The 24990-nt window shown below is 59.1% G+C and carries 15 protein-coding genes; 9 read left to right on the top strand and 6 right to left on the bottom strand.

Annotated elements, in window-relative coordinates; genetic code table 11:
* The first annotated feature begins 172 nt into the window (after positions 1-172).
* From K0V07_RS09390 to K0V07_RS09355, 8 genes are all read left to right on the top strand, one after another.
* A complete protein-coding gene (locus K0V07_RS09390; RefSeq protein WP_220621131.1) occupies positions 173-1333 on the top strand; it encodes a hypothetical protein in 1161 nt (386 codons plus the stop codon).
* 180 nt (positions 1334-1513) lie between these two features.
* Positions 1514-2368 (top strand): PEP-CTERM sorting domain-containing protein, encoded by an 855-nt coding sequence (locus tag K0V07_RS09385; RefSeq protein WP_220621130.1) that lies wholly within the window; start codon positions 1514-1516, stop codon positions 2366-2368.
* Positions 2369-2516: 148 nt separating this feature from the next.
* The gene (locus K0V07_RS09380) at positions 2517-3275 is read left to right on the top strand and encodes a hypothetical protein (protein WP_220621129.1); all 759 of its coding nucleotides are present in this window, start codon (positions 2517-2519) and stop codon (positions 3273-3275) included.
* A gap of 171 nt (positions 3276-3446) precedes the next feature.
* Positions 3447-4295 carry a PEP-CTERM sorting domain-containing protein gene (locus K0V07_RS09375; RefSeq protein ID WP_220621128.1) on the top strand — a complete coding sequence of 283 codons (849 nt, stop codon included), beginning with the start codon at positions 3447-3449 and terminating at the stop codon, positions 4293-4295.
* Positions 4296-4508: 213 nt separating this feature from the next.
* Entirely contained in the window at positions 4509-5549 is a 1041-nt protein-coding gene (locus K0V07_RS09370; RefSeq protein ID WP_220621127.1) for a LacI family DNA-binding transcriptional regulator, read from the top strand.
* Positions 5550-5578: 29 nt separating this feature from the next.
* Entirely contained in the window at positions 5579-7570 is a 1992-nt protein-coding gene (locus K0V07_RS09365; protein WP_220621126.1) for a heparinase II/III family protein, read from the top strand.
* 207 nt (positions 7571-7777) lie between these two features.
* Positions 7778-8686, top strand: coding sequence for a hypothetical protein (locus tag K0V07_RS09360; RefSeq protein ID WP_220621125.1), 909 nt, complete (start codon positions 7778-7780; stop codon positions 8684-8686).
* Between the two features lie 232 nt (positions 8687-8918).
* Entirely contained in the window at positions 8919-12098 is a 3180-nt protein-coding gene (locus tag K0V07_RS09355; protein ID WP_220621124.1) for an alginate lyase family protein, read from the top strand.
* Between the two features lie 61 nt (positions 12099-12159).
* On the opposite strand, the gene K0V07_RS09350 is transcribed toward K0V07_RS09355, so the two are convergent.
* Positions 12160-13233 (bottom strand): LacI family DNA-binding transcriptional regulator, encoded by a 1074-nt coding sequence (locus K0V07_RS09350; protein WP_220621123.1) that lies wholly within the window; start codon positions 13231-13233, stop codon positions 12160-12162.
* Positions 13234-13344: 111 nt separating this feature from the next.
* On the opposite strand from K0V07_RS09350, the gene K0V07_RS09345 reads away from it, so the two are divergent.
* Positions 13345-16161 carry an FAD-dependent oxidoreductase gene (locus K0V07_RS09345; RefSeq protein WP_220621122.1) on the top strand — a complete coding sequence of 939 codons (2817 nt, stop codon included), beginning with the start codon at positions 13345-13347 and terminating at the stop codon, positions 16159-16161.
* A gap of 144 nt (positions 16162-16305) precedes the next feature.
* On the opposite strand, the gene K0V07_RS09340 is transcribed toward K0V07_RS09345, so the two are convergent.
* From K0V07_RS09340 to K0V07_RS09320, 5 genes are all read right to left on the bottom strand, one after another.
* Positions 16306-17847 carry a sulfatase gene (locus tag K0V07_RS09340; RefSeq protein WP_220621121.1) on the bottom strand — a complete coding sequence of 514 codons (1542 nt, stop codon included), beginning with the start codon at positions 17845-17847 and terminating at the stop codon, positions 16306-16308.
* 140 nt (positions 17848-17987) lie between these two features.
* Positions 17988-19820 carry a hypothetical protein gene (locus tag K0V07_RS09335; protein ID WP_220621120.1) on the bottom strand — a complete coding sequence of 611 codons (1833 nt, stop codon included), beginning with the start codon at positions 19818-19820 and terminating at the stop codon, positions 17988-17990.
* A gap of 103 nt (positions 19821-19923) precedes the next feature.
* Complete coding sequence (locus K0V07_RS09330) at positions 19924-20853, bottom strand: dihydrodipicolinate synthase family protein (RefSeq protein WP_220621119.1); 930 nt, start codon at positions 20851-20853, stop codon at positions 19924-19926.
* Between the two features lie 125 nt (positions 20854-20978).
* Positions 20979-22949 (bottom strand): heparinase II/III family protein, encoded by a 1971-nt coding sequence (locus tag K0V07_RS09325; protein WP_220621118.1) that lies wholly within the window; start codon positions 22947-22949, stop codon positions 20979-20981.
* Between the two features lie 93 nt (positions 22950-23042).
* Positions 23043-24866, bottom strand: coding sequence for a hypothetical protein (locus K0V07_RS09320; RefSeq protein ID WP_220621117.1), 1824 nt, complete (start codon positions 24864-24866; stop codon positions 23043-23045).
* Between the last annotated feature and the right edge of the window lie 124 nt (positions 24867-24990).

Below are 24990 nucleotides of genomic sequence, written 5' to 3'. Positions count from 1 at the left end.
TGAGCAAGACTTGACAATTTTTTCATAAAAAGTACGCATGCCGTTGCTGCACAGCACGTTACACGCGAAAAAATAAAAGTCTCAAAAAACCGCACCTTAAGCCCTTGTCCAAACAGCCGTTTGGTCGATATTACTAGTATAGAGGCAAGACATGTATCTTGCCGACAAGACGATGCACAAACTCCTAACATCCCGTTCCACTCTCCTTCGCGCAGGTGCCATCACCGCCTGCGTGGCGCTAGCCTGTGCGCCCTTCACCCTGCGGGCCGGAGATGTGTACAACTGGAAAGGAACCCCCTGGTACGACGGCTGGTCCAGCGGTGCCAACTGGGCTGGAGGCGTCGCTCCCCCCTCGCAGTACGATGATCCGGCAGCCGCCAACACGATCATGAACTTCGGCAAGGGGACCTACTCGTTTAACGACGGGTGGATCCACACCCAGAAGGAGATCAATTTCAAGACGAGCCTGGGGAACTCGACCTACACCATCGACAACCACTCGTCCGAGAAGATTTTCAAATTTACCAACTCGCCGGTCATCAGCGTCAATCATACCGGCACCGCGATCATCAACAGCGGGATCGACCTGCACGACGATATCCTCATCACCGGTGACCATGGTGGTACCCTGATCATTAACGGCGCGGTCAACAAGGGCTGGCAGTGGGACACAGTCGCCCCGAACGGCGGGATCACCAAGGAAGGCAACAGCACGCTGGTGCTGACCGGCTCCGAAAACAACAATCTCAACAGCCTGAACATCCAGGACGGTACCGTCGTTCTGGACAAGAGTAACGGCGCGACAGCCGTGACGGGTAACATCTCCGTTTCGGGGGGCACGCTCCTGCTCGCCTCCTCCAACCAGATCGACAACAACACCTCCATGGAGCTGGCGGGCGGTAACTTCGCCACCGGCGGGAACTCCGAAACGCTCGGCAGCCTGACTCTTTCCTCTGCCTCTACCATCGACTTGGGCGAAGGCGGTACACTCAACTTCGCCGACAGCAGTAGCAGCACCTGGAGCGGCACCCTCCTCATCACAAACTGGGGGAACAATAACAGCGAAAGCGAGTTCAGCCAGATTTACTTCGGCACAGACGCCAGCAGCCTGACCGCCGACCAGGTCAACTCGATCAGCTTTGTGAACCCCGAGGGCATGGCGCCCGGTATCTACGGGGCCAAACTCCTCGCCAACGGCCAGCTAGTCCCCTTCTCGAACTTCTCCGTGATCCCCGAGCCAAGCACCGTTATGGGCGGCATATTGCTAACCCTGGGTGCAGCCTATATGGGCTGGCGCAGTCGGCGTAAGAAGCTGACCGACGCCACTGAGTAAGAGCTGAAACGTAATCAGCCTTCGCCCCTTACACCGCTATCGCCCGGACGACTGAGCCGAGCGAATAGAGTTGAACCGTCGGCAAATACAGGCGCACCAAGTGCCTAAAAATGCAGCCACGGTTCTATATGTATTAAATACATTGAGCAAATTTTTCACTTTAAAGCAGTCACTAGAACAATGAGATTATACACTATGATCACCCCTCGATATATAGCCAAACTCCTTGCCGCATCTGTCTTTGCGTTTAGCACCGCTACAGCGGCAACCGTTACCACCGATATCACGCTGGCAGAAGGTCCGGGCGACGTCATCGCTCCTGACCGCACGCCGACGCTGACCGGCTCAGGCAGCACAGCCCAGAGCACGCTGGAAGCCCGCTCCGACCTGTTTGTCCTGCAGAACTTCACTGGCATCGCCTCCAAAACGACGGCCATCTTTGCCTTTACCGACGAGACTAAGCCGGACGTTCAGATCCGCCTCGCCTCAGATCCTGCGAATTTCTGGAGCTCTACCTCCACCGAGAACACGACCAATGACTCGTTCGCAAGTTCTTATGGTTCGGCCTATATCATCCAGACACCGACAACTGAGGCCTCTGCCATCAGCTATGCCCTCGCGATTGATTTTGGCAGCTATAACTCCAGCACAGAAGAGTTTACCACCGGCACGGGAGTTTATGCCAGTGCCTTCACCCTCAACTCTGCCAAGGGACGCCTTGAGCTGACCGACTCGATCGTCGTCGAGTTCAAGTCCACCTCAGGCTCGACCCTCTCGACCCAAACCATTCTGGGCACTGACATTATCAACGATGCCTCAAGCAACCCCGGCATGTACTTCGGGTATGAGACCACCGGCGATTTGATCGGCTCGGTCGAAATCACCATCAACCGTGATGCCGGTACACTCGCCAGCAGCATGATGGTAGGCCTTGATGACATCACCTTCACCTCGATCCCTGAGCCCTCCACCAGCGCCGCCCTGCTGGGTGCAGCCGTCCTCGTGGGCATGCTCATCCGCCGCCGGCGCCGCTAAGGGAACAACTGTTATTTCCTCTTTCAGGCCGTACCGCTGGGTACGGCCTTTTTTGTGTTCACAGCGAGTCCCTTCCGCAGCCTTTGGATTAAACGGGTACAGTGTCTTTAGCTTTGAGCCGGAGCAGGACTTGGCACAAACTGCCGGGATGAAGTACCCTGTTACCTTTACGACACTGATCGGCGTGGCAGCCCTCGCACTTTCCAGCACGGCATTTGCGGCCAACGTCTCCACCACGGCTTCCCTCTCCAAGGGAGCCGCTAACAGCATCGCCCCCAACCGCCCCGACATCAAGGCCGCTTCCGGCAGCACCGCCCAAAGCACCCTCGAATCCCGGGCCGACATTTGCGTCCTGCAGAACTTCACGGGCAGCTCTGCCAACAAGACCAACATCTTTACCTTTGGCGCGGACGATCTGGCCATCCGCATCACGCCGCAGGAAGGCGAAAAAAGCGGCACCGGTAAGGAAATTTCCAGCAGTGGCTTCCTCAGCTCCTATGGCTCCGGCTACCTCATCCACCCGGGCATGGATAGCAAGGCCCCCTTTACATACTCGGTGACGATTGACTTCGGCAGCTACGAAGCCAGCTCCAAAGCGTTCACCACCGGCAAGCCCGGTGTCGCCGTAGCCGCCTTCACGATGGTGGCTCCGGGCGTACGTTACCGGCTGACAGACTCCATCCAGGTGAAATTCCTGTCCACCAGCGGTAAGGTCCTCAGCACCCAGGCCATCCCTGCTTCCGATCTGGATACCGCCACCACGAAAACCGTGAGCATCTACTTCGGCTATGCAGCCAGCGGCGACAGTATCGCCTCGATCCAGATCGACATCAATCAGAAGGCCGGCACCGTCAAAGACAACTCACCGCTCCTTGGTCTCGACGACATCGCATTTGCGACAGAGTAAGCGAACAAACCAGCCAGGTTGGCATTATTGATTTTGCCCCAGACGGGCACTCAGGCCGCGCACAAGCGCGGCCTTTTTTTATCTCTCGCAGTACTCTGTCGCGCACGGCTTTGAACGTGTTCAAAGGAATACTTTTTGCGGCACAGATGCACCGATATGTAATATTGAGTCATGCAGATACCCCATAAAATGCACCTTGCCCTGAGCTTTTGCTCTCTCGTTCTCGCCGCCGGCACCGTATCGGCTGCCGTCGTCACCGATCTTCCTCTGGCGGAGGGACCTGGCACCGTTATCGCCCCCACCCGCTCGATCACTCTGGAGGCCACCGGCAGCACTTCGAGTGCAACACTGAATGCACGAAGTGACATTTATGCCCTGCAGAGTGTCCCCGGCTTCTCTAGCTCTGGCCTCACGAACATCGTCAGCTACACCGACAGTACCCTGCCCGACCTCCGCTACACCAAAAGCTTCAGCGGCACCAACACCGGAAATGAAATCACGAACCCTGGGTTCTTAACTTCCTCTACTCCGGATACCGCGACCAACTCTGGCTACTACATTTACCTACCCACCAACGCGACCGAAGCTCTCACGCCCACCATAACGATCGACTTTGGCAGCTACAACAGCGGCACAGAAGAGTTCACCACCGGCGTCAATAGTGTACAGGCTGCCGGCTTCACCCTCACCGCACCGGCAGCCCGCTTCGCGTTGACATCATCCATCGTAGTAGAATTCCTCGACGCCTCCAGTGGCGTGCTCTCCTCCCAGACCGTCCTATACTCGGAGCTGGACACGGATGACCCCAATGACCCCAACGCACTCTACTTCGGCTATGAGTCCGACGACTACGACATCGCTTCGATCAGCATCACCTTCAACCAAGATGCTGGCACGAGCGTTGTCCCGATCATAGGATTGGATGACGTAGCTTTCACCTCCGTCCCCGAGCCATCCACCATGGGCATGCTCGGACTGGGGCTGCTGGCACTGATCGGCCTGCGTCTGCGTCGTCGCTAGAGACCATTTTATCCAGGCCCAGTGCATATCGCCCGGTCATCCCAGCCGATGGCCAGCCATGCTTGGGCTAAAGGTTCCCGCCGCACTTCTGTCGCTGCGGGAGTCACGTTATCAATATCAGAACGGGTTTGCAGCTCATTCCAAACCGGATCACACTCTAGAAGTACGTGTCCCGCAAAACGACACCCTTAAGTCGAGCTCCTTAAGCACATCATGCCTACCCTCCGGGATATTTCCAACGCCACCGGCTACGCACTCTCGACCGTATCCCTGGCCTTGCGTAATGACCCGAGCCTGAAGCCAGAGACACTGAAAGCGATTCAGGAGGCCGCCCACGAGCTAGGCTACCGCCCAAATCCACTGGTCTCCGCTCTCATGCGCCAGGTACGGGACAAGCGTTGCCCCCGCAAGGAGAGTGTCGCCATAATCAGCCGCTTCACGCGCCCTATTCACACAAGCCGTAAGATCAATGATTTTTACCGCATGATCTACGATTCGGCCAATAAGCAGGCTGAGATGCGTGGCTACGGTGTGGACGAGTTCTACCTCGGAGATAATACCATCAGCGACTCCCGCATCAGTGGAATTCTCAAGGCGCGCGGCATCCACGGAGTACTCCTGCTTCCCGGTCGCGACAATGACACTGTCACCATGGACTATCCGCTGCTGAACTCTCCCGACCTGACCACCGTCCTCGTCGGGTTTAACACCAGCCAGAGAAACCTGCACCAGGTTGCCACTGATTACTACTACGACATCGACTGCGCTATTCAGCGGGCCCTCCATGCAGGCTACACACGAATCGGACTCGCCATTGATCAATCTGCTGACCGTGCGACCAATCACACTTGGGCTTCACGTTTTCTGTTCTTCCAACAGAGCATGCCCGAGGAACAGCGTGTCCCCGTACTTCTTTCCCGTACCATAAGTGACCTTCTTGAAGAAAGCCCTGAGTGGTACAGCAAACACCGCCCGGAAGTCATCCTCATCTCAATCGCCGATGTTAAAAAAGCTTTAGCAAAGATTGGGATCAGTGTCCCCGGCGACGTCCGCCTGATCCACCTGACTAACCGCGGAAACAGCGACATGGCCGGCATCAATCCGCACACGGAGCGGCTCGGGAGTGTTGCGGTCGACCTGCTCGTCCAGCTGCTCCAGACAAATCAGTTCGGCCCCCCTTCCTACCCACAGACCGTTGCGATCAAGGGCAGTTGGTCCCCCGGGTACTCTTTCCCCGAGGATCAACCGACCTAGTATTCGCCCCCCCACAATCCGCTACCCCCATGACCAACGCTACCTCACTCCCCCACTCGCTGCTACTCGCCGCATTGCTTTGCAGTACCGCGCTTTGCGCCTATGCTCAGGAGATGCCCGATCAGGGCATCGAACCCGTCACCGCGACCTCGGACGTAAAACTTGAAACCTTTCGTGAACTGCTCCTGCGCGCCAAGCACGATCCAACCTTGGCCGAACAGCGCAAAGTCCTCGTAGACCGGGCGACCGTCTCTCTCAAGAAGCCTATCGTCCGCCGCGCCTACAATCTGGAGGAACTGAAGAACTCACCGCGCATTTACTGGGACCCGCGCTATAGCACCTCTGACGAATCTTTCCGCGAGGCCTTCGCCCTCGGGCGTTCGGATGCGACAGCCTCCGACACCATCGTCAATGAGGCCTACCTGCTGGCCAGTGCCTACGTCCTGACGGATGACCGCGCCTACCTCCAGCACGCGCTCGATCAGGTCGAAGAGCTCACCACCTGGGACCCGCTTCAGCGCCCCGGCTGGTCCTCCTACTCCCGGCAGGCACCGCCTCCCCCCGATGGCGATGGCGTCTGGCTGGCTACCGGGCGCGGCATACAGACCTGCGTCGAGGTCTTGGACATCCTGCCCCCCGAGGAGATCAGCCCCGAGTTACGGGCAGCGGTCGATGCTCTGTTCGAGCGCGAAGTTGCGCGTATCCTTGACGACTGGAAAAACGAACGTCCGTGGTATGTTCGCGGCCACGTTGTCTTTTCCAACCAATGGGCGCTGCCGATGGCCGGGCTGGTTAACGCCACGCTTTTCCTCGGTCGCGACAAACACCCCGAGGCTTACGAGTACGGCGTCCAATGCCTGCTTGAGACGATGGACTCGCAGGGGGAAAAGGGAGAGTTCGTCGAGGGGCTCATGTACTCCGCTGTCACCGTGGCCAGTCTGATGTCAGCCGCCTATCACAGTGCCCTGGACGGAGACCGTCGCCTTATCGACCATCCCTTCCTCAAAAACTACCCCGTATGGATCGCCGCCCAGATCCAGCCGGGCGAATATATCGTCAACAATTTCGACAACGGCTTCGGCGCACGCGGGGGATTGGTGCGCTTCATGAGCATGTTCTCGCGCTCAGCGGTTTTACTCGGCAGCCCAGAGGGACTCTGGGTCCGTAACCACTACTCGAAGACCCGTGACCCGTCACTCTATGGCCTGCTCTGCGCCACGATACCTGCCACCGATGCCGTCGAACCGCCGCTCTATAACGAGTTCCCGAAAAACCAGACCGTCATCTGGCGCGACAGCTGGGAAGACAACGCCTCGGGCTTCTGGATGCGCGGTGGCAGCAAGACCGACTTCCATGACCACCAGGACCGCGGCCACATCAACTTCATCTCCGAGGGCCGCGCGATTCTGATTGAGGCCGGCACCTTTAGCTATGGCGACCCGGATGTCTTCCTGCGCAGCCGCTACGTCACGGCCCACAATGTTCTTCAGGTCGGAGACCTGGACCTCGCAAACTCCACCGAAGAAGAACTGCTGGCTGCAGGGCAGCCCCGAGGCGACGGCCAGAAAGAGGCGCCCCTGAGCGTTGACTGGCTCGATCTGGACGGCGGCAGTGTCTCCGCAGACATGAGCGGTGCTTACCCAGCCGTCAAGGTGTGGACCCGCTCGGCTCAGTGGGATGCACACACGGTGGAGGTCACCGATGAGGTCGTCATGGAGACTCCGGACATCGCACTCTTTCGCTGGCACCTCGCCGCCCCCGCGGAGGACATAAAATGGCGCTACTGGAAAATGCCCAAAGCGGAACTCACACTCGAGCCGGGCATCCTCAAAGCCGAAGGCTACACCATACGCTTCTCTGCAAATCAACCGATCACCGCACGACTCGAAACCGTACTCGATAACACGATAGGGCGCAAATCACCCCACTACTGTCTCGTTATCCGCTCCGAGCAGCCCGTCGAAGCACTCAAGCTGAGCACCCTGATCGAGGTCGAGCCGACATCGGGAGAGGCGAACTAAGTGTTATCTCGAATACCCCTCCCCCCAGACGAAAAGAAAGACGACGAGCCCTGCAAAATCTTTCTCAACCGACCACAAGCAGACCAAGCCTCCGGTCACAACGTTCACTAAACGAGTGTAGTAACCTTTCATTTGAGAAGAAAACGCGTTTCATGAAATAAAAGTTCGCAGGCGAAGAAACCGCAACAACCCCAACGAACGCAATCCATGAAAATGAGAATGACTTCCTCTGTTTTTTCAAAGACTTCCCTGGCCGCTACCGTCGGCTGTCTGCTCAGTCTGTGGGCACAGGCTGCCGCCCCCATCGCCTATGACGATTTCAACGGATACACCACTGGCACGAATGTCATCGGCCAAAGCGGTGGCTCCGGCTGGAACGACAGCTGGTATAACAACAACAGCTTTGTGGTTGAAGTAGTAGATGGTTCATCCATGACTTACAATCAAGGCGGTGTTGTCCGCGGCGGTGGTAACGCGATTAAGATTACCAACGACGCCCCACTGATTCTGGCCCGTAATATCTACTCAACTCCCGACACCTCCGGGCAGAACTACTTCTCCAGCTTCATTTTTCAAGTCGTGAACAACGACAACGCCACGGGTAATATCGGTAACGAATTCACCCACTATGCACCGGTGGATGGACAGAACGAATTCGTCGCTCAAAACAGCACCATCGGCATCATCGCCAAGGGCGGTGACGCAGGCGTCCGTAATGGCGGCAGCTCGAACCAGGACCTCGTTGACAACCACATCCAGTACGCAACGACCTACTTTGCGGTGGTCAAGTACAGCGGCTGGGACGGCAGCAAGTACAATACAGCTACCCTCTGGCTGAATCCCGCGACAACCGACGAGTCTACCACGCTCAACACCATTGTAGCCACCATAGACATTGACGACACGGGCTCCACCGGTTTCGGCGGCCTGCAGATCCGCAGTTTCTTCCTGGCTGACGAAAACTCCTACTTCCTGCTCGACGATATGCGCATCGGCACGGACTGGGACTCCGTCGTGACCGCCTCCATCCCCGAGCCGGCCACCACCGGCCTGCTCTTCGGGCTGTGCGTCCTCCTGCTCGCGAATCGCTACAAGCGCAGCAAGAGCCGCCGCTAGGATCGAGCGTTCTTCAGCAAAACACTTTTTTCACCACATAAACTTTTCAAGCGCTCCCTCTGGAGCGTTTGGGGAGAGTGAAAGACAAATTTCCAGAGGCGGAGGTAACTTCGCCTCTGTATTTGTTTGTCTGATCGAGTCAGTCACCGCACACTTTCATTATCCCATAAAGTACGTAGCTTCACCTCGTCAACCCATGCACATGCGATACCCTCGACTAACCACAGCACTCATGCTGTGTCCCCTCTTTCTTGGGGGCACCCTATTCGCCGATAAACCGGCAACCACCCCTGCCGCTCAGAGCGCCACGGTGGTTCAATCCAAGGACGGCCAGCCGACCTACACACTGACGCTGCGTGAGCAGATCTCAGAGCTGGACCCCGACTCATCCCGAGTCCAGGCCCTGCTCAGCCTGGCCGAGAAATACTCCCAAAGCGACAAGATGGTCCGCACGGACGATCTCGACACTCTGCGGGAGATGGGCGCGCTAAAGTACAACACGCAACCGGCGCACATGAACAAGGTCTCGCCGGAGACGTGGAAAAAGAGCGCGCTCTCGCTGGCCGATGCCCGCTTCGCCCACCAGCTCTCCGGACGCCTGCCGGTTGTCGCCACAGCGGCAAACCTCACCGGTAACAGCCGCTACTCGGACTATGTGATCGAGCAGTTGGAAGAAGTCGCCACCTGGGTTCCTTTTGAACGCCCCGGCTGGTCGATCAACAATGGCCGGCCGACCCTCCCCCCCGAGGGTGACGGCGCATGGCTCGGCACGGGCTGGGCCATCCGCATGATCTGCGACACGGTCGAGTGCATGCCCGACAACTCCATCCCGCCGGAGCTGATGGCGGCCCTCAAGCAGCGCATGGAGGAAGAAATCGTCGGCCTGCTCGACGACTACGAAACCAAGCGCACCTGGTACTACGACAAGGAAGCCGTCTACAGTAACCAGTGGATCATCCCGAACGAGGGTCTGCTGCGCGCCTGCCTCTTTGTCGGTAAGGACAAGCACCCTGAGGCTTACGAGCTGGCCGTCCAGAACCTGCTGCGCTCGCTTAATTCACAGGGCGAAAAGGGCGAATTCGTCGAAGGCATGTCCTACGGGACTCTGGCCGTAGACGGCATTGTATCCGCTGCCCGTGACGCCGCCCTGCACGGCGACACCCGCCTGATCGACCACCCCTTCATGCAGAACTTCCCCGTCTGGCTCGTCGAGCACGAGCAGCCTGGCGGCACCTGCGTTAACGCCTTTGACTGCGGCTCCTTCGGTGCCAGCTCTGAAATGCTGGCTACCTTCGTCGCCATGACCGGTAACCCCGTCGCCAAGTGGGCCTTTACCGGACCGCTCGGTAAGAACTACCCGACCTCGCTGGACGGCACACTCGCTGCGGCCTCGACCGTCACGCCCGTGGAGGCGCCGCTTTTCGAGTACTACCCCATCGCCACACGCGTCAACTGGCGCAACAGCTGGGACAAGGACGCCTCGGGCTTCTGGATGCGCGGTGGTCACCCCACTGACTTCCACGACCACCAGGACCGCGGCCACCTCAGCTACGTCGTCAAGGGTCAGCCCGTGCTCATGGAGGCCGGTTTATTCTCCTATGGCATTAAGGATCACCCGACTCACTACCGCAGCGTAGCCGGTCACAACGTGCTCCAGGTCGGTAACCTGCCCCCCGAAAAGCTCTCCGACGCAGCGCTCAAGGGCGGGGCCGGACAGCTCCGCGACCCCGAGGGTAAAACCGCCCCGATGACCGTTCACCGCCTCGACAAGAGCGGCGGCGAAGTCAGCGTCGACGGCTCAGCCTGCTATGCCAGCGTTGACACCTGGGAACGCACCGCCACCTGGGATGCCGAGTACCTCGACGTCAGCGACCACGTCGTCCTCAAGGAGCCCGACTTCATCACCTTCCGCTGGCACCTCGCCGTCCCCGCCGACACCCCGTACAAGACTCTGGAAAACGGTATCCGCGTCGGTAATATCGATATCACCTACGACGCAAACCAGCCCGTCAAGGTCTGGGTCGAAACCATGCCGGACAACACGATCTACCGTCCGAAGAATGAGCGCCCCGGCACGCATGCCAGCGTCGTGATTCAGACCACCGAAGCCGTGGACGGCCTCGACCTGGAAAGCACGATCTCCGTCAGTGCTGAGACCGTGAGCGCAATGCCCAGCAAGGACAAGGTTCCCTCGATCGCCATCCCGACCGGTACCCCGGAGCTGATCCAGATGAACTACGCTGATCTCGTGGCCAACCGCAAAGCCTACGAGGACGGCGTCCCCGCATTTGTCGAAGCCGTGGACGCGCTCAAGGCCCGCGCCGACAAGGAACTGTCCAAGCCCCTGCTCACCGTCACTGACCCGCAGAAGATGGTAGCCTCCTCCGGTGATCCGCATGACTTCCACACCATTGGTAAGTACTCCTGGCCCAACCCGAACACCGAGGACGGGATGCCCTGGATCCGCCAGGACGGCCTGATCAACCCGGACAGCACGACCGACAAGTACGACATGCAGCGCTTCCGCGATCTGCGCAGCAGCGTCGTCGAGCTCGGGCAGGCCTGGTTCTACACCGAAGAAGAAGCGTACGCCACCAAGGCTACCGACTTCCTGCACACCTGGTTCATCGACCCCAGCACGCGCATGAACCCGAACTTCAACTTCGGCTCATCCCAGCCGGGCGTCCACGAGGGCATGCCCATTGGCATCATCTTCGGGGCCGACATGATCCGCATGCTCGACTTTGTTAAGCTGCTGCCCGGCTCTGAGGCCTGGACGCAGGAGAACGAAGACGGCCTCAAGCAGTGGTTCGATGAATACACCGAGTGGCTGGTCACCAGCCCCTTCGGTAAGGAAGAAGCCCAGAACAAGAATAACCATGGCTCCTGGTACACCGCACAGGTCGCCGTCTACTCGCTGTACGCCGGTAATCGCGAACGCGCCGAGACCGCCATGGAACGGGCCCACACCTACTTCGACGACCAGATCTCCCCGGAGGGTATCTTCGTCTACGAGAACGAGCGTAACCGCAGCTTCTCCTACAGCCTCTACAGCCTCAAGTCCCTCGTCACCCTCGCCAACTGCGGCAAGTACCTCGGCATGGACCTGTGGAACTACGAGAGCCCGAACAAGCCCGGCTCGCCCGCGATCAAAGTCGCCTGCATGTACCTCCTCCCCTACGTCATCGGCGAGAAGCCGTGGCCCAAGCAGGAGATCGGCAACATGCGCGGCGTGTATGGTCAGGCGCTTGTCATCTTCCTCCAGGCTGCTGAAGAGTACGACTCTCCGGAACTGGCCCGCGCCAGCGAAATCGTCCGCGAGAAGCTAGACCAGACCGTCAACCTGCGCCTCAATAACGCGCAGTTCATCCCTGAGTCCAAGTCGCCGACGGCCAGCAATCCGACAAAGTAGAGCACTGGCGAAAGCCGACTCTCCTTGATAATCTTACCCAGGCCGGGTGCTGAAGCAGACTTCAGCGCCCGGTCTTTTTTTGTGCTGATGACTCGGCTGGTTCTGGGAAGGATGCTCCGGGCACCCAGCTTCCTTTGACCGTAATATTGCGGGCAAACTGTGGCAGACCGCGCTGGTTTGTCTGTAGCAGCGAGTTAAGCAGCTCCACCGAAGCGCGCCCCACCTCGTCCGTGAAGGGGTTCACGCCCGCACAACCTTCGATGTTGCGCTGAATGAGCAAGATGACCCCTGCGTCCTTCGGGACACTCAGACCAACCCTCTCCAGTGCATGGATCGGGCCATTATCCGCACACAGGATGACCTCGGGCCGGTACTCCTGGAACCAGGGCACGACCTCGTCGTAGTCATTAAAGTGCATGATCGGAATACGGTCCTCAGGAGCGATACGACTCTGATAGAGCATGAAGCGGGAGCTCCAGCCGAAGTCCGTCGCACGCTCCATAAACTCCGTGATGGTCAGCCCTATCCGCTTATAACCACAGCGAATCGCGTGCTGCAGGGCCAGGTCGATATCATAGCTATAGTGGGAGTTCACGGAATGGTGCTCGGTCAGGCAGGTATTATACCCGATCATCACCGTGGAAAAATGCTCCCACTCCAGTTCGGGGAAGTCCTTGTCCCCGAAGAAATTTCCGCCGGGAAAGAAGATAAGCCCGTGAATATTGCGGGTTTTGAGAATGTGCGACAGACGCTTGCCCGACAGCATCGGCGTCTCTTTGCGGATCGGGAATTCTGTGATGTCGTAGCCTAAATCGGTGGCCGCCTCCTCGATCGCCTTGTACAGCAGTTGATAATAATGCCCGGAAACCTTCACCTGCCGTATCGGTCCATCAAAACGCGTGACAATGCCGATCTGCTCACGCTGGCTCTTTCGCTTGTCCCGGATCTGCGCCATCAGCGCCGAAACCAGCGGACTGGGCTGATACCCCATTTCCCTCGCGACCCGCTGGATCTTATCGCGGGTCGCCTTGGGCAGGCTCGTATGGTTGCGCAGCGCGAGCGATATGGTTGAGCGCCCGTAGCCCAGACGATCAGCGATATCCTGAAGGGTTGTTCTGGATTTATCAGAGGACATGGGGTAGGTTATTTAGTCTCAAAAAATTGCTGTCCGTTGAACAAGTGCAATAATCATCCATTTGCCTTCAGCAAGCGTATTCCCCACTGTAGTAAGATGCAATTAAATCCCATGGAAGCCTCGTCTCCCTTTGACCGGGTCAACCACGTTACCGTTTATGGCAGCGGTTGGGTCGGCTTTTCTGCCGCCCGTGCCTTGGCCAGCCAGGGTCTCAGTACCGTACTCGTCGGCGAGGACGGAGACCTCCTGTGGGAATCCAGCCGCGCGCTGGAAGTCGATGCCGCTGACGCCGGTGAAAAGCTCCGCGAGTGGCTGCCCGAGGGCATGGTATCCGTCGACGCCCCGCGGATGGAAATCACCGCTGCGGACGAGCTTCTCAACACCCAGGCTCCCCTGAGCACCCTGCTCTACACCCCGGCAGTCGCAGTCTCCGTAGAGGGTAGCACCCTGCAGGCCCTCACCGTCTCTACGAAGAAAGGCCTCCGCAATATCCAGGCCCATACCTTTGTCGATGCCAGCGAGCGCGGCACCCTCGCCAGCCTCTGTGCCGGTGCCAAGGTGCAGCCCAAGCAGCCGGATGCCCTGATGCGTACCGCAGTCATCTACTGCGATAGCGATATTGAGCGGCTTGATGCCCATGCGGCCAAGCTGGTCGCGGAAGACTCGGACCTGACATGGGAGTCCATCCCCGGCAGCCCGAATGAGCGCCACCTGCGCTGGAAAGCCAAAGGCCTCTGGCACACCGAACTCGAAAAGCAGTTGCAGAGCCTGCGCTCAGGTGCGGACTGCCCGCACTTCGTCGTCAGCCACTGCTCTCTGAAGGACTACCCGGTTTACAGCCAGTCCAAGGCCCCCACCCAGGAAGGCCTGCCCTCCAACCTTTTCGTCCTCAGCCCGGCACTCCAGGCTGATAAAATCGAGACCCTCAACGAACGCTTCGAGCTCGGTCTCAGAGCGCTCAAACTCGTTCCCGGTGAGGACGCCCAAGAGGCCCTCTCCGAGCTGCCCGAGTGCGAGCTCCAGCCCACCGAGGAGCTCAAAGGCTACGATGTCGTCGTCGCTGGCACTGGCACCGCCGGAGCCGTGGCAGCGATTGCCGCCGCCCGCAAGGGGGCGCGTGTGCTCTGTCTCGACCAGGCCGCCTATCCCGGTGGCATCGGTACAGGTGGGATGATCTGTGGCTATTTCTACGGGCACCCCGGCGGCATCCAGGACGAGCTGGATAAGACCACCGGTCTGGCCTGCGAGCTTTTCACCGGCCACACCGCAAAAGGCAGCTGGCACCACGACGCCAAGAAACTCGTCCTGCTCAAGCAGTTCGACCAGGACGGCGTCCGCTTCCTCGGAAACACCCATCTATGTGAAGTCTGTAAGGATGACAGCGGTCGCGTGCTGGCCTTGATCGCGATGGTCGACGGCGTTTTGACCCGTATCCCTGCCACCGCCTTCATCGACTCTACCGGCGACGGCGACCTATGCCACCATGCCGGCACCCCGATCAATAACGAGGGACGCCCCGGAGACGCCCGTAAGCTGGCCTACTCCCAGTCCGGCCTCTATCTGCGCAGCGGCCCGCGCGGCCTGCTCGTGCATGGCGGTAACTTCGACGCGGGCTGGGCTGACTTTAACGACCCATGCGACGCCACCCGTGCCAAGCTAACCGGCCTGGCCCAGTATAAGTGCAAGGACTGGAGCGCCGACCACCGCCCGATCACCATGGCTGCCGCGCTCGGCGTCCGCCAGACCCGTAATGTGGCGACAGACTACGCCGTCACCCTCGACGACCTCGTCGCGCATCACAGCTTTGAAGACAGCATTGGCGAGGTCCGCACGGTCGCCGACACGCACTCCGTGGACTTCGAATTCGAGAGCGACGAGCTCGCGTTTTATTACTGGATTTGCCGCGGCTTTAAGAACCTCCAGTACTGCCAGGTCCCGTACCGCTCACTCCTCCCCGAAGGTCTGACCAACGTATGGATCGCCTGCCGTGCATCCGGCATCAGTAATGACGCCTCCTACGGGCTGCGCATGCAGCGGGAGATGCAGCGCTTCGGTGAAGCCGCTGGCTACGCCGCCGTACTCTGCCTGCCCTTAGATGGTGAAAGCCGCCGCGTGCCGATGGACCAGCTGCAGGCCATGCTCGCAGAGAGCGGTGCCAGCGATCCGGTTGAAGACACCAACCCGCGCCCGGACGACCTGCTCGCCTGCTTTGAGAAAAAGCTCCCCGGCGTCTTCCTCTGGTATCTGTATGAAGAGCAGGAGCAGTATCGCGACGCCCTGCTGGAGCGTCTCAACAGCTCCGAGCCCACCGAATCTTTTTACAGCGCCGCCATCCTCGCCATGTGGGGAGACGGCCGCGCACAGCCGCGCCTCATCCAAGCAATCCTGGATCAGGAAAAAGGACCCGATCCCGAAGAGCACTGGGTACCCGGTGCATTCGGCCAGTGCGTGGACATCCCGTTCTGGCTGCAGGCGGTCATGATGCTGCGCCGTGGCGGCGACAGCGAGTGCCTCGATGCGCTTTGCCAGCTCGCCGGACAGAAGGACATGCCCTTAAACGTGCGCACGATCCTGGCCGGGACGCTGGAGCGCCTCGCCGAGCGCGTCGGTCCGCACCCCACCCTCGTCAGCGCCCTTGAGGCATTGACGGCCAGCCCGGTGGATGATGCCGTCCAACCGCCCTCGCGCTCGCTGTGGCATACGATCTACAAGATCCCCCAGAAGAAGCTCTATAACGACCAGGGCGTCGTCACGCACCAGGACCACTCCTGGCAGCTGCATCTGATCATCGCTCGTACACGCACGCAGCTCGGGCTGCCCATCCAGCCAGAGGCCCTCGCCTTTGCGCAGGATGAACGCGGATTCGTACGCGAAGCCTACGCCCAGCTGGAGTCTGCCCCCAAGGCCCCGGCAGCGGCCACCGTGTAGCGATTTTCCGCTACAAGCCTACATTGCCAGCGTATAGCTTACGCGGGAGCGACTCACGCAGTCGCCTACATTGAGGCGTCAGTCATCCTGCGCCTGCGTACCAGACGTGGGCGCTATAATTTGATAAGCTCGGCGTCTTGAAGCCTAGAGCTTGGCCGTCTCGCAGGCCATGCCGAGGCGCTCCCACTGCTCGATAGGGGCATCTAGCTGACGCATGTGTCCATCAAGCGCGGCCAGCAGACGCTCCTCCACCGCTGCATCCTGAATCGGTGACTCCTGATCCGGATCCTGATTCAGATCAAACAGCTTCGTGTCGAACGTCGGAGTGATGGACTCACCTCCCGGCATACCCGAGGCAGCGGGGATTTTCATCACGTGGCAACCTTGGGTAAAATCAAAACTCGCGGTTTCAAACGGCTCCTGGAAGCGCGATGTTGGGAATGCCTCCCGCATGTTGGCGGGCATCAGCGTATACTCGTACAGAGGGCTATTGGGCTGGCCGTCCGGGTTGCCGCGCATGTAGACGTAGCGCCCATCGGTGATGTTGACGTGCGCCCCGAACAACCCGAAGACCGCGGTCTCGCGCACGGGGGTATCGTCGGCCACCGTCGCTGCCAGGTCGTGCCCGGTCATGCGCGGGGTCGGCTCCTGCCCAAAGGCACCCAGCACGGTCGGGACGACGTCGATCGAGGGCTGGACGAGGGCCTTGCGGCGCTCGTTACGGGCCCCGCTGCGTGGGTCCCAGACAAAGAACGGGGTGTGCGCGATCTCCTCGTAGAAGGGAGTCCAGCACTTGGCCCAGCAGTCATGTTCGCCCAACAGGAACCCATGGTCCGTGCCGACGATGAGCATGGTATCATCCCACATCTCGTACTGGTCCATCCAGTCCAGCACATGCCCCATCTTTTCGTCGCACATGGAGACGAGCGCTGCGTATTGATAGCGCATGTGCTCGACCTCTTCCGGCGTTTCCTTCACCGCCCGGTACGGAGGCCAGTCAATATCGCGGCCCTTGTAGTTCTTGAAATGCTCGTCGTAGAGATCCTTGTAGCAGCGGTGGCTGAAGAACGGCTCGTGCGGGTCAAAAGTCTCAATCTGCAGGAACCAGTTATCCTCGGCATGGTTACGCTCTACAAAATGACGGGCCTGAGTGAAGACCTGAGACATCGGCTGCAGGTGTGGCTCGGGCATGGCCTGCCGATTGATCACGTCCTGCCGGACCATCGCGTCGGCACCCGAGCAGGGGCGCTTCAGCGAGCCTGTCTCCGAACGCAGGATGGAGGCCTCAGTCGGCTCGGGGTCACGCACCTGCGGGAACCACGGGTCACCCTCCTGGCCACGAATCGCCTCCCAGGTGTTAAACTTCGTGTGGTAGTTAGTACCACCCTCTTCCCAGTAGTGGCAGTGATCGCTAACGAGGTGGGTGTACACACCGGCATCACGCAGCATCTTCGGCATCGAGTCGTCAAACGGCTCAAGCGGACCCCAGGCGCGGTGCAGAAAGTTTGGACGCCCGGTATGCATATCGCGACGCGCCGGGATGCAGGGCATGCTGCAAACATAGGAAGTGTCAAAAGTGACGCTCCGCTCGGCCAGACGCTGGAAATTCGGGGCAATGATCGAGCCTCCGTAAGGGGGCAAAAGGTGGCGATTGAGCGAATCAAAAAGGACGTAAACAACTTTCATCGGAACTCCTATTTTCCTCCGCGCGAGCAGCAGCGCAAGCGCCTTCATCCTGTACGCGTTTAATACGTATGGAAAACCCCCGTACCCGTTTCGGGTATGGGGGCTCGCTCAAATTAATTCAGTCCAGTTTTTACGGAAGATCAGGCCTTATCAGTCTCGATTGCAGCCTGACTGAAATCTCCGACCGGCTCGGACTCCTCCTCTTGTTCAGAGGTCTCACGCGCAGCCATAATCGCCTCCACACGCTTCTGCGCACGGCGTCCGCCGAGGTATAGCAGGAGCCCCGAAAAGATAACGAAGAACGACACAGCCAGAATGCACAGGCGGTTGAACATATCGTTGGGAACGAGCAGGATAAACAAAACGAGGGCACCCACCACCATCACGGACTTACCGAGCAGATAGTACTGCGCGTAGTCGATGACCGAGGAGCCAATTTCCTTCTCGTAATCGATCGGGTTATGCATCGTCTTGAAGAAGCCGTCGATCTCCTCGCGGGATTTCTCGGAAACGGTACGGTACATGAAGCGGCATGCAACCGTAGCAAGCCCCCCGCAGACCAGAATCCACATCGTACGCTCCTGGATCGTCCACTGCACACCGGTCAGGTGGCCGTCGATAAACGACCAGATCGAGGGGATCATACAGCCGGCAAAAATCGGGAAGTACGACCACTTGGGCAACTTCTTGATCCACAGGCCCATCAGCATCGGGAAGCCCATCGGCACCCCAATGACCGAGCCGATGATCAGGTACGCGTCAAAGAGAGCAATCTCACTCTGATTTGCCAGCAGCAGCGCATAGCAAATGATGATCGCGCCCAGAACCAGCGTGGCGATGTGACAGATCCGGATTTCCGTCTTCGGCGAAAGGTCCTTGTGGTAACCCAAAGCACCCCGCAGGCGAGGAATGATATTACGGGCGATAACACCCACCTGGCCATTCAGGCCGGAGTCCATGCTGCTCATCGTAGCCGCGAACATGGCCGCAATCATCATGCCCATCATCCCGTTGGGCAGGAGCTTCATGGCGATAAAGGCGTAAGCCGTCTCGGTCGGTTTCTCCAGACCGCTGGCCATGATCTCATCCGCAAACATGAAGCGCGCAACCATCGGCGGGACGAACCAGATCAGGCTCCCGATCGCCATCATGATGAAGCCCCACCAGGAGGCACGGGAGGCTTCCCTACCGTCGCGGGCAGCGATGTAGCGCCCGGCAGAGCTCAGGCTGATCTGCCCGTAGAACTGCATGAAAAAGACCACCACGGCCCACTGATAGGTGAAGCGGTCTCCCGGGAAATGGCCCGGATCGTTAATGAAGCGGAAGTCCTCCGCGAAACGCGGATCTTTGAAATAGCTGAAAAATTCTCCAAATCCCCCGATCGCACGCAGTGAGAGGTAAAACACCAGCGCCGTAATCGCAAACATGACCAGCGCCTGCACAAAGTCCGTCGCCATGACCGCCCATTTTCCCCCTGTGGTGGAGTAGAAAACCACGATCAGGCAGATCGAGACCATAACGGGAATCAGCGGTAGGTTCAGCACCGTACTCGCAAAGAGCGAGAGCGCGTAGAGCTGGATAGCAGCCCCAAAGGGTCCAAGAAACACCCCGGCGACGGCAGAAAACTGCTCCACCGGCACCCCGTATCTCGTCCGTACGACATCGGCACCCGTATAGGCCCGGGTCTGCCGGAACCACCGCCCCAGAAAAAGACCGCCTGCGGCAAACCCCATACAGTTAGCCAGATAGATAACCAGCAGACTGGGGCCGGCCTCGTAGGCTGCGGACGCGTTTCCGGTAAAAGTAAAGGCACTGATCCCGCTCATCAGGATACTCGTACCAACCAGCCACCACGTGCCGCGGCCACCACCACGAACGAAGTCGCTGAGGTCCTTGTTGAAACGGGCAAAAACCATGCCCAGGACAAGCAAGACACCAAGATAAAGGGAAAGGGTAATGTATTCGATATTCATTTTCTCTGAGGGAAGGAGGGTCTATAGCCGAAACTCCTTTTTCATACAATCGGATTCGATCACCACCCGTATAATAACTTGGTCACTCAGGTGAAACCTTCCCTCAGACCAGCCGTGGCTCGATTTGTGCGTACTCAAAAAAACCCTCATCTTCCAGCGCTTTGACCATCTCCTCGACCTGGGTAGCATCCGGCTGTTTGAGCGGGCTGCGGACCGGACCACAGTCCACCCCCAGCAGTCCCATCAGAGCCTTGCTCGCAGCCAGGTGGCCAACCCCGATTCCATTGCAGATATCGATCATACGTATGGACTTATTTTGGAGCTCGCGGGCTTCTATGGAGTCCCCCGACGCCAGTGCATCAATCAGGCCCAGGTAGAGGGGAGAGGCATAGTTATAGGTACTCCCGACCGCACCGCGCGCGCCAGCGCTCCAACCTTCGAGCAGTAGCTCGTCGCGCCCGAAGAGAATATCGTATTTACCATCTGCAAATGCCAAGCAGGCCGAGTAGTCCTTAACATCCTCATAAGTGTACTTGATGCCACGCAGATTAGGAATCCGACCATGGGCTCGTGTCAGGAACTCCTCCCCCGAGAAATCCACCCCGGTCATGCTGGGGATATTATAGTAATAAAAGGGTAAGCCGGGGGCCGAGGCCGCGATTGGCACGCACCACTCGACCAGGTCTTCGCAGTCCTGCGGGCGGAAGAAGAACGGGGCCATGGCAGAAATCGCATCGGCGCCGACAGTGGAGGCGTGCGCCGCCAGTCGGCAGGCCTCGGGCTGGGCGGTGTGCCCGACATGTACGATCACTTTAAAGCCCTCCGGCCTCGCCTTCATCCACGCCGCTGCCACAGCCTCGCGCTCCTCAACGCTCAGGGAGGCCCCCTCCCCGGTCGTACCGCAGACAAAGGCTCCACTCACCCCGCGCTGGGCCAGCATCTCAGCATAGGCCGGGATGACTGACAGGTTTAACTCTCCATCAGGCCCCATGGGCGTAAACGGTGCAGCCACCAATCCATTCAATGCTTCCATAGCTTAAAATCAGGTTCGCGCGGAGAGGCTTCGAAAAGCGCCCGCGATTTAATTATTTTGTGATTAAATTGTCAAATATCAGTGTTCACATTCGGAACGAGACGCCCCGAACGGTTCATTCAGGATCAGTCCAAAGAAGCCGTTTCCCCTATCGTCTCCGGCCAGGGCGTGAAGGTCAGCCGTAGCGTCGCCTCCTCGGCGGGCTCCGCCAGGTCGATCCCCAGTCGAGTGCCGCGTGGGGGGTCGTTGGGGACGATGCCGATGACCGGCTTTTGATTTAGCACGAGCGCCTGGCCCCCAAGCTCTTCGTACCGGACGAGCAGATCGGACTTACCGCTCGGGTCTTCGGCATTGCGGATGCGCAGGGACTGCTCGTCGAGTATTTCAAATTTATACCCCGGCAGCACCACGATCGCCGTGCCGAAGTCCTCCGGGCTGCCTTCCTTGAAGCGAACCTCGTCGAGAATCTCCAGCGCCCCACCCCCTGCCCGATCAAAGATATACGTGCGGATCAGCTCCTCCAGAGCGGGCACGTCGTAGGCGCTGGTCAGCTCCATCTCCCACATGTCAGAGGTCTCGCTAAAATCTGTCTGCACACTGACTGCGCGCGCCTGAGCACCCCGGCTCTGCTGCTTACCCGCCACCAGCGGCACCGGATGCCCAAAGGAGTTGATCGCCTGACTGCGGTAGCGGTTCTCGTTGAACGTATCTTTCACATAGGCATCGCGCCCGAGATCGCCTGCCGCGAGATGCCCGTTGTTGGCGATGACGTAGGAGCCCGAGTCGTTATGGTTGTGCAGTTGCGCGTTGTGGCCGGACTTCATCGCCACAGCCAAGCCCTTGTTCGGGTCCGGATGGCGACGGCTGATCAATGCCCCACCATCGGGGAACCAGTCACGCAGGGCCAGCGGGGAGGCACTCGCCTTTTCAGGCACCTCGGGCCGCGGCAGCGAGACATCCAGCAGCGAAACATTCAGCCCGGCCTTGAGATTCGGGACTGGGCTGATCGTGCCCTCTCCAAAGTTTACGGCAATGTAGTCGAGCATCCAGCCCGCGGGCTTATCTGTCAGCCGCGCATCACTGAACGCCGGGTAATGGTTACCGGAGATCTGCCAGCGCCGTCCGAACTGCGAGATCGCCCGAATCTTATCCGTCGAGAGCAGGTCCAGCTCCCCACCCGTGGCGTGCTTGAGCAGATCGGCCCCGACCAGGTAGAAGCCGAACCCGAAGTTCCAGTAGCCCAAGCCTTCCTGGCAAAACCCATCATCACCGAAGCCCTCGATAAAGCGCTGCGTATACAGCTCAAAGGCCGCCGCGATCCGGGCCCGGTCTTCAGGAGCTTCCATCAGGATCAGTGCCATGCCGAGCACCCCGGCATTGCAGACCGCGTTCCAGTTATTACTGGCTCTCAGGAACCAGAAGTCCCCCGTGACGCCGCTGTTGATATGCTCCAGATAGGGCTCAAGCACACGGGCATTGACCTCCTCGCGAATGCGTTCGCGTGTCTCGGGCTGGAGACGATCCTGCAGGACCCAGTCCGTACAGGCCAGAGACCACCCACGGATCGACGCCCCGAGATCGATCTTGTCGTAGTTATCTTCCCAGAGCTTCCGGTCACCGGCGTGGGCGGGCATGATCCACGCGGGCTCATCATTGATAGCCGACACGTAGCTTTCGATGGCGGGCAGGAAGCGACCCTTGTTCTCCAGCGCCTCGGCCATGACCAGATATTGCAGATTCTTCAACCGCTTCCAAAAGGGCTTCTCAAAACTCTGGCGGTCGCCCGTCAGCTTGAAGTCGTCATAGAGCGCTTGCGTCAGGATGTCCGGGCGCTCGCCCATCGCCACCTGCGCCCGCTCGATCACGGTCTGCCCCTCTTTCGTGGGATACCAGCGATCCCAGACCGCGCGATCATCCGCACGCGGATAGAGCACCTGCGGCTCAGCAGGCATCCACTCGGTGATCTCCTCCACACGCGCCTCACTCACCAGCGGCAAGTCCTGCCGCGAGAGTTCGGCATTGCTGACGGCTGCCTTGGGCTCAGAGCCGCAGGCACTCACCGTCAGCATAAGACCGACCGGCAGAGCCAGATTCACGAAACGAAACAATCGAAATGGAAACATCGAAAAACAATTTGAAAGTCATCGAAAAGCCGGAGGCTGCACGCCGCCCCCGGCTCGCAAGACAGATTAACCGCGGTTGCTGCGGCGCTTCAACGCCATACGCGAAATCAAAGCCATCAGGGCCAGGTACAGACCGACCGAAGATGCCTCGGGGATAGCCGCCTCGACGTGGAGCAGGCCGTTGCTCTTCGTAAAGGAGTAGAGCATGCCTTCCAGCTCCGTCGTCCAGACACCGCTGCCGTTATCGCTCAGGGCGACATCATCATAGAAGCCGGTCAGCGTCACGGTGCTCACCGTACCGCTTTGGCTGTTGAAATCCAAAATCTGGAAGTCGCCTTCCGTCGCAGCCTCGTCGAACTCGATCGAGAACGTATCAGCGTAGGTGAAGCTGTCGGCAATCAACTGGGCATTGGTGTTCACAGTGATAGAGGTGGCGTCGATCGCCTCCTCCAACTGCAGGGCACCACTGCGGACGATCAGGTGCCCGATGCTGCGGTTACTACTGAGGATTGCGGCGTTAGCGGCGCTGGCGTTACCTGCGTAGATGAAGGTCGAGTCGGCGGAGATACCGTCCGAGTTGTTACCGGCCAGTTCGTTCCGGGTACCGTCCCCGCCTACAGCGATGAGGGTTGTGGTCCCTTCAACGCTCGTCGTGCTGGCGAGGCTCAGGTCGAAGTCGTTCTCCTTGATGGTGCCGTTACCCTTGAAAACCCAGTTCGTCGTCGTGGTGGACTTGCTATTGCGGAAGAGGCCCTGCCCATTTGTCAGGTCCAGCGTGTGGCCGTTCGTATCGATCGCAAAGGTCACCGTGCCGCCCGTGGGAGCGCCCGTGGAGTCCGTCGTCACATAGCCACCGGATCGCAGCGAAACATCACTGTCGAGTTTCAGCGTGAGTGTTTTACCGGTGCCGCGCTGGATGAAGTTGATACGCTCGACATTACCGCCGGAGACTTCGGCGAGGTTCAGGGTCTTCGTCGTATCCCCCAGTGCCTCAAGATAAAGCCAGTTCAGAGCAACCTCGCTATCGATGCGCTGATCGACTGTGAAGTTAACCAGCGTAATACCCGTCTCACCGAGATCCGCACCACTGCCGATCGTGGTCTGGGCACCATCCACCATCAAGGCACGAGCGGTTGAGTAGCCATCGGCGACAGAGAGACTGCCACCGGTCATGGTGAAATTGCCGTTCACCAGCAGGCGCGTATCGGTCAGGACCGTGTCGCTGCTGTCCGGAGTGGTCTTAAGAATAATGGAGCCGCTGTCCATCGTCAGCGAACCGTTGACTGAGTGCGTAAACGTGTTGCGCGTCGTCGTACCACTGCGGGTAGCCGAGTACACGTTGAGCGTACCTCCGCTGATCGTCAGATCGCCCACCAGTTGCTGAGTCGAGGAAACCGCATCGGTGTCGACCAGCAATCGGTTAAACTCAAGCACGCCGCCGGAGTTCAAGGTCACGCCGGAGGAAGCCGTCAGCACCGAGCCGGTGGTGATCCCGCTCTCGGTCGAGGTGTTCAGGTTGACAACGGTGGTACCGGTCGAGGACCCGAGCACCAACTCGTCGGTCAGCTCCAGCGTACGCTGAACCTCAACTGTATTCGCAAAGGCCGAGGTCTGCGTCATCGTCAGCCCACCTACAGTACCCGACGCACTGGCGTCATAAGTGACAGTGCGGTCAGCTGCGGCATCACCGAGCACAGCCGTCTCACCAGCTCCTGGCGCAGAGCCGTCCACCCAGTTAGTCCCATCAGACCAGAGGCCACCCTCCGTCGCACTGTCCCAGACAATGGTTTGTGCGCTCAGGGCAGCAGGTAGCAGGGAAAACAGACAGGCGCTTTTCAGCGACAGGGCAGGCTTGGGAATCAAGCGGAGTATTTCGTTCGTGTATCTCATGAGATTAGCAGGTTTTGGAGGTTGTTCGTTAGGTAGGTCGGCTCTGTAAACGTGCGCACGCGCATCACCGAAATTATTTATTTATAAGATTTTATACTTCTGATGGCTTATATTCAGATCAAAG

Source organism: Ruficoccus sp. ZRK36 (genome assembly GCF_019603315.1).
In the GTDB taxonomy this organism is placed as follows: Bacteria; Verrucomicrobiota; Verrucomicrobiia; order Opitutales; family Cerasicoccaceae; genus Ruficoccus.
This window is presented reverse-complemented; position numbering and strand designations above follow the sequence as displayed.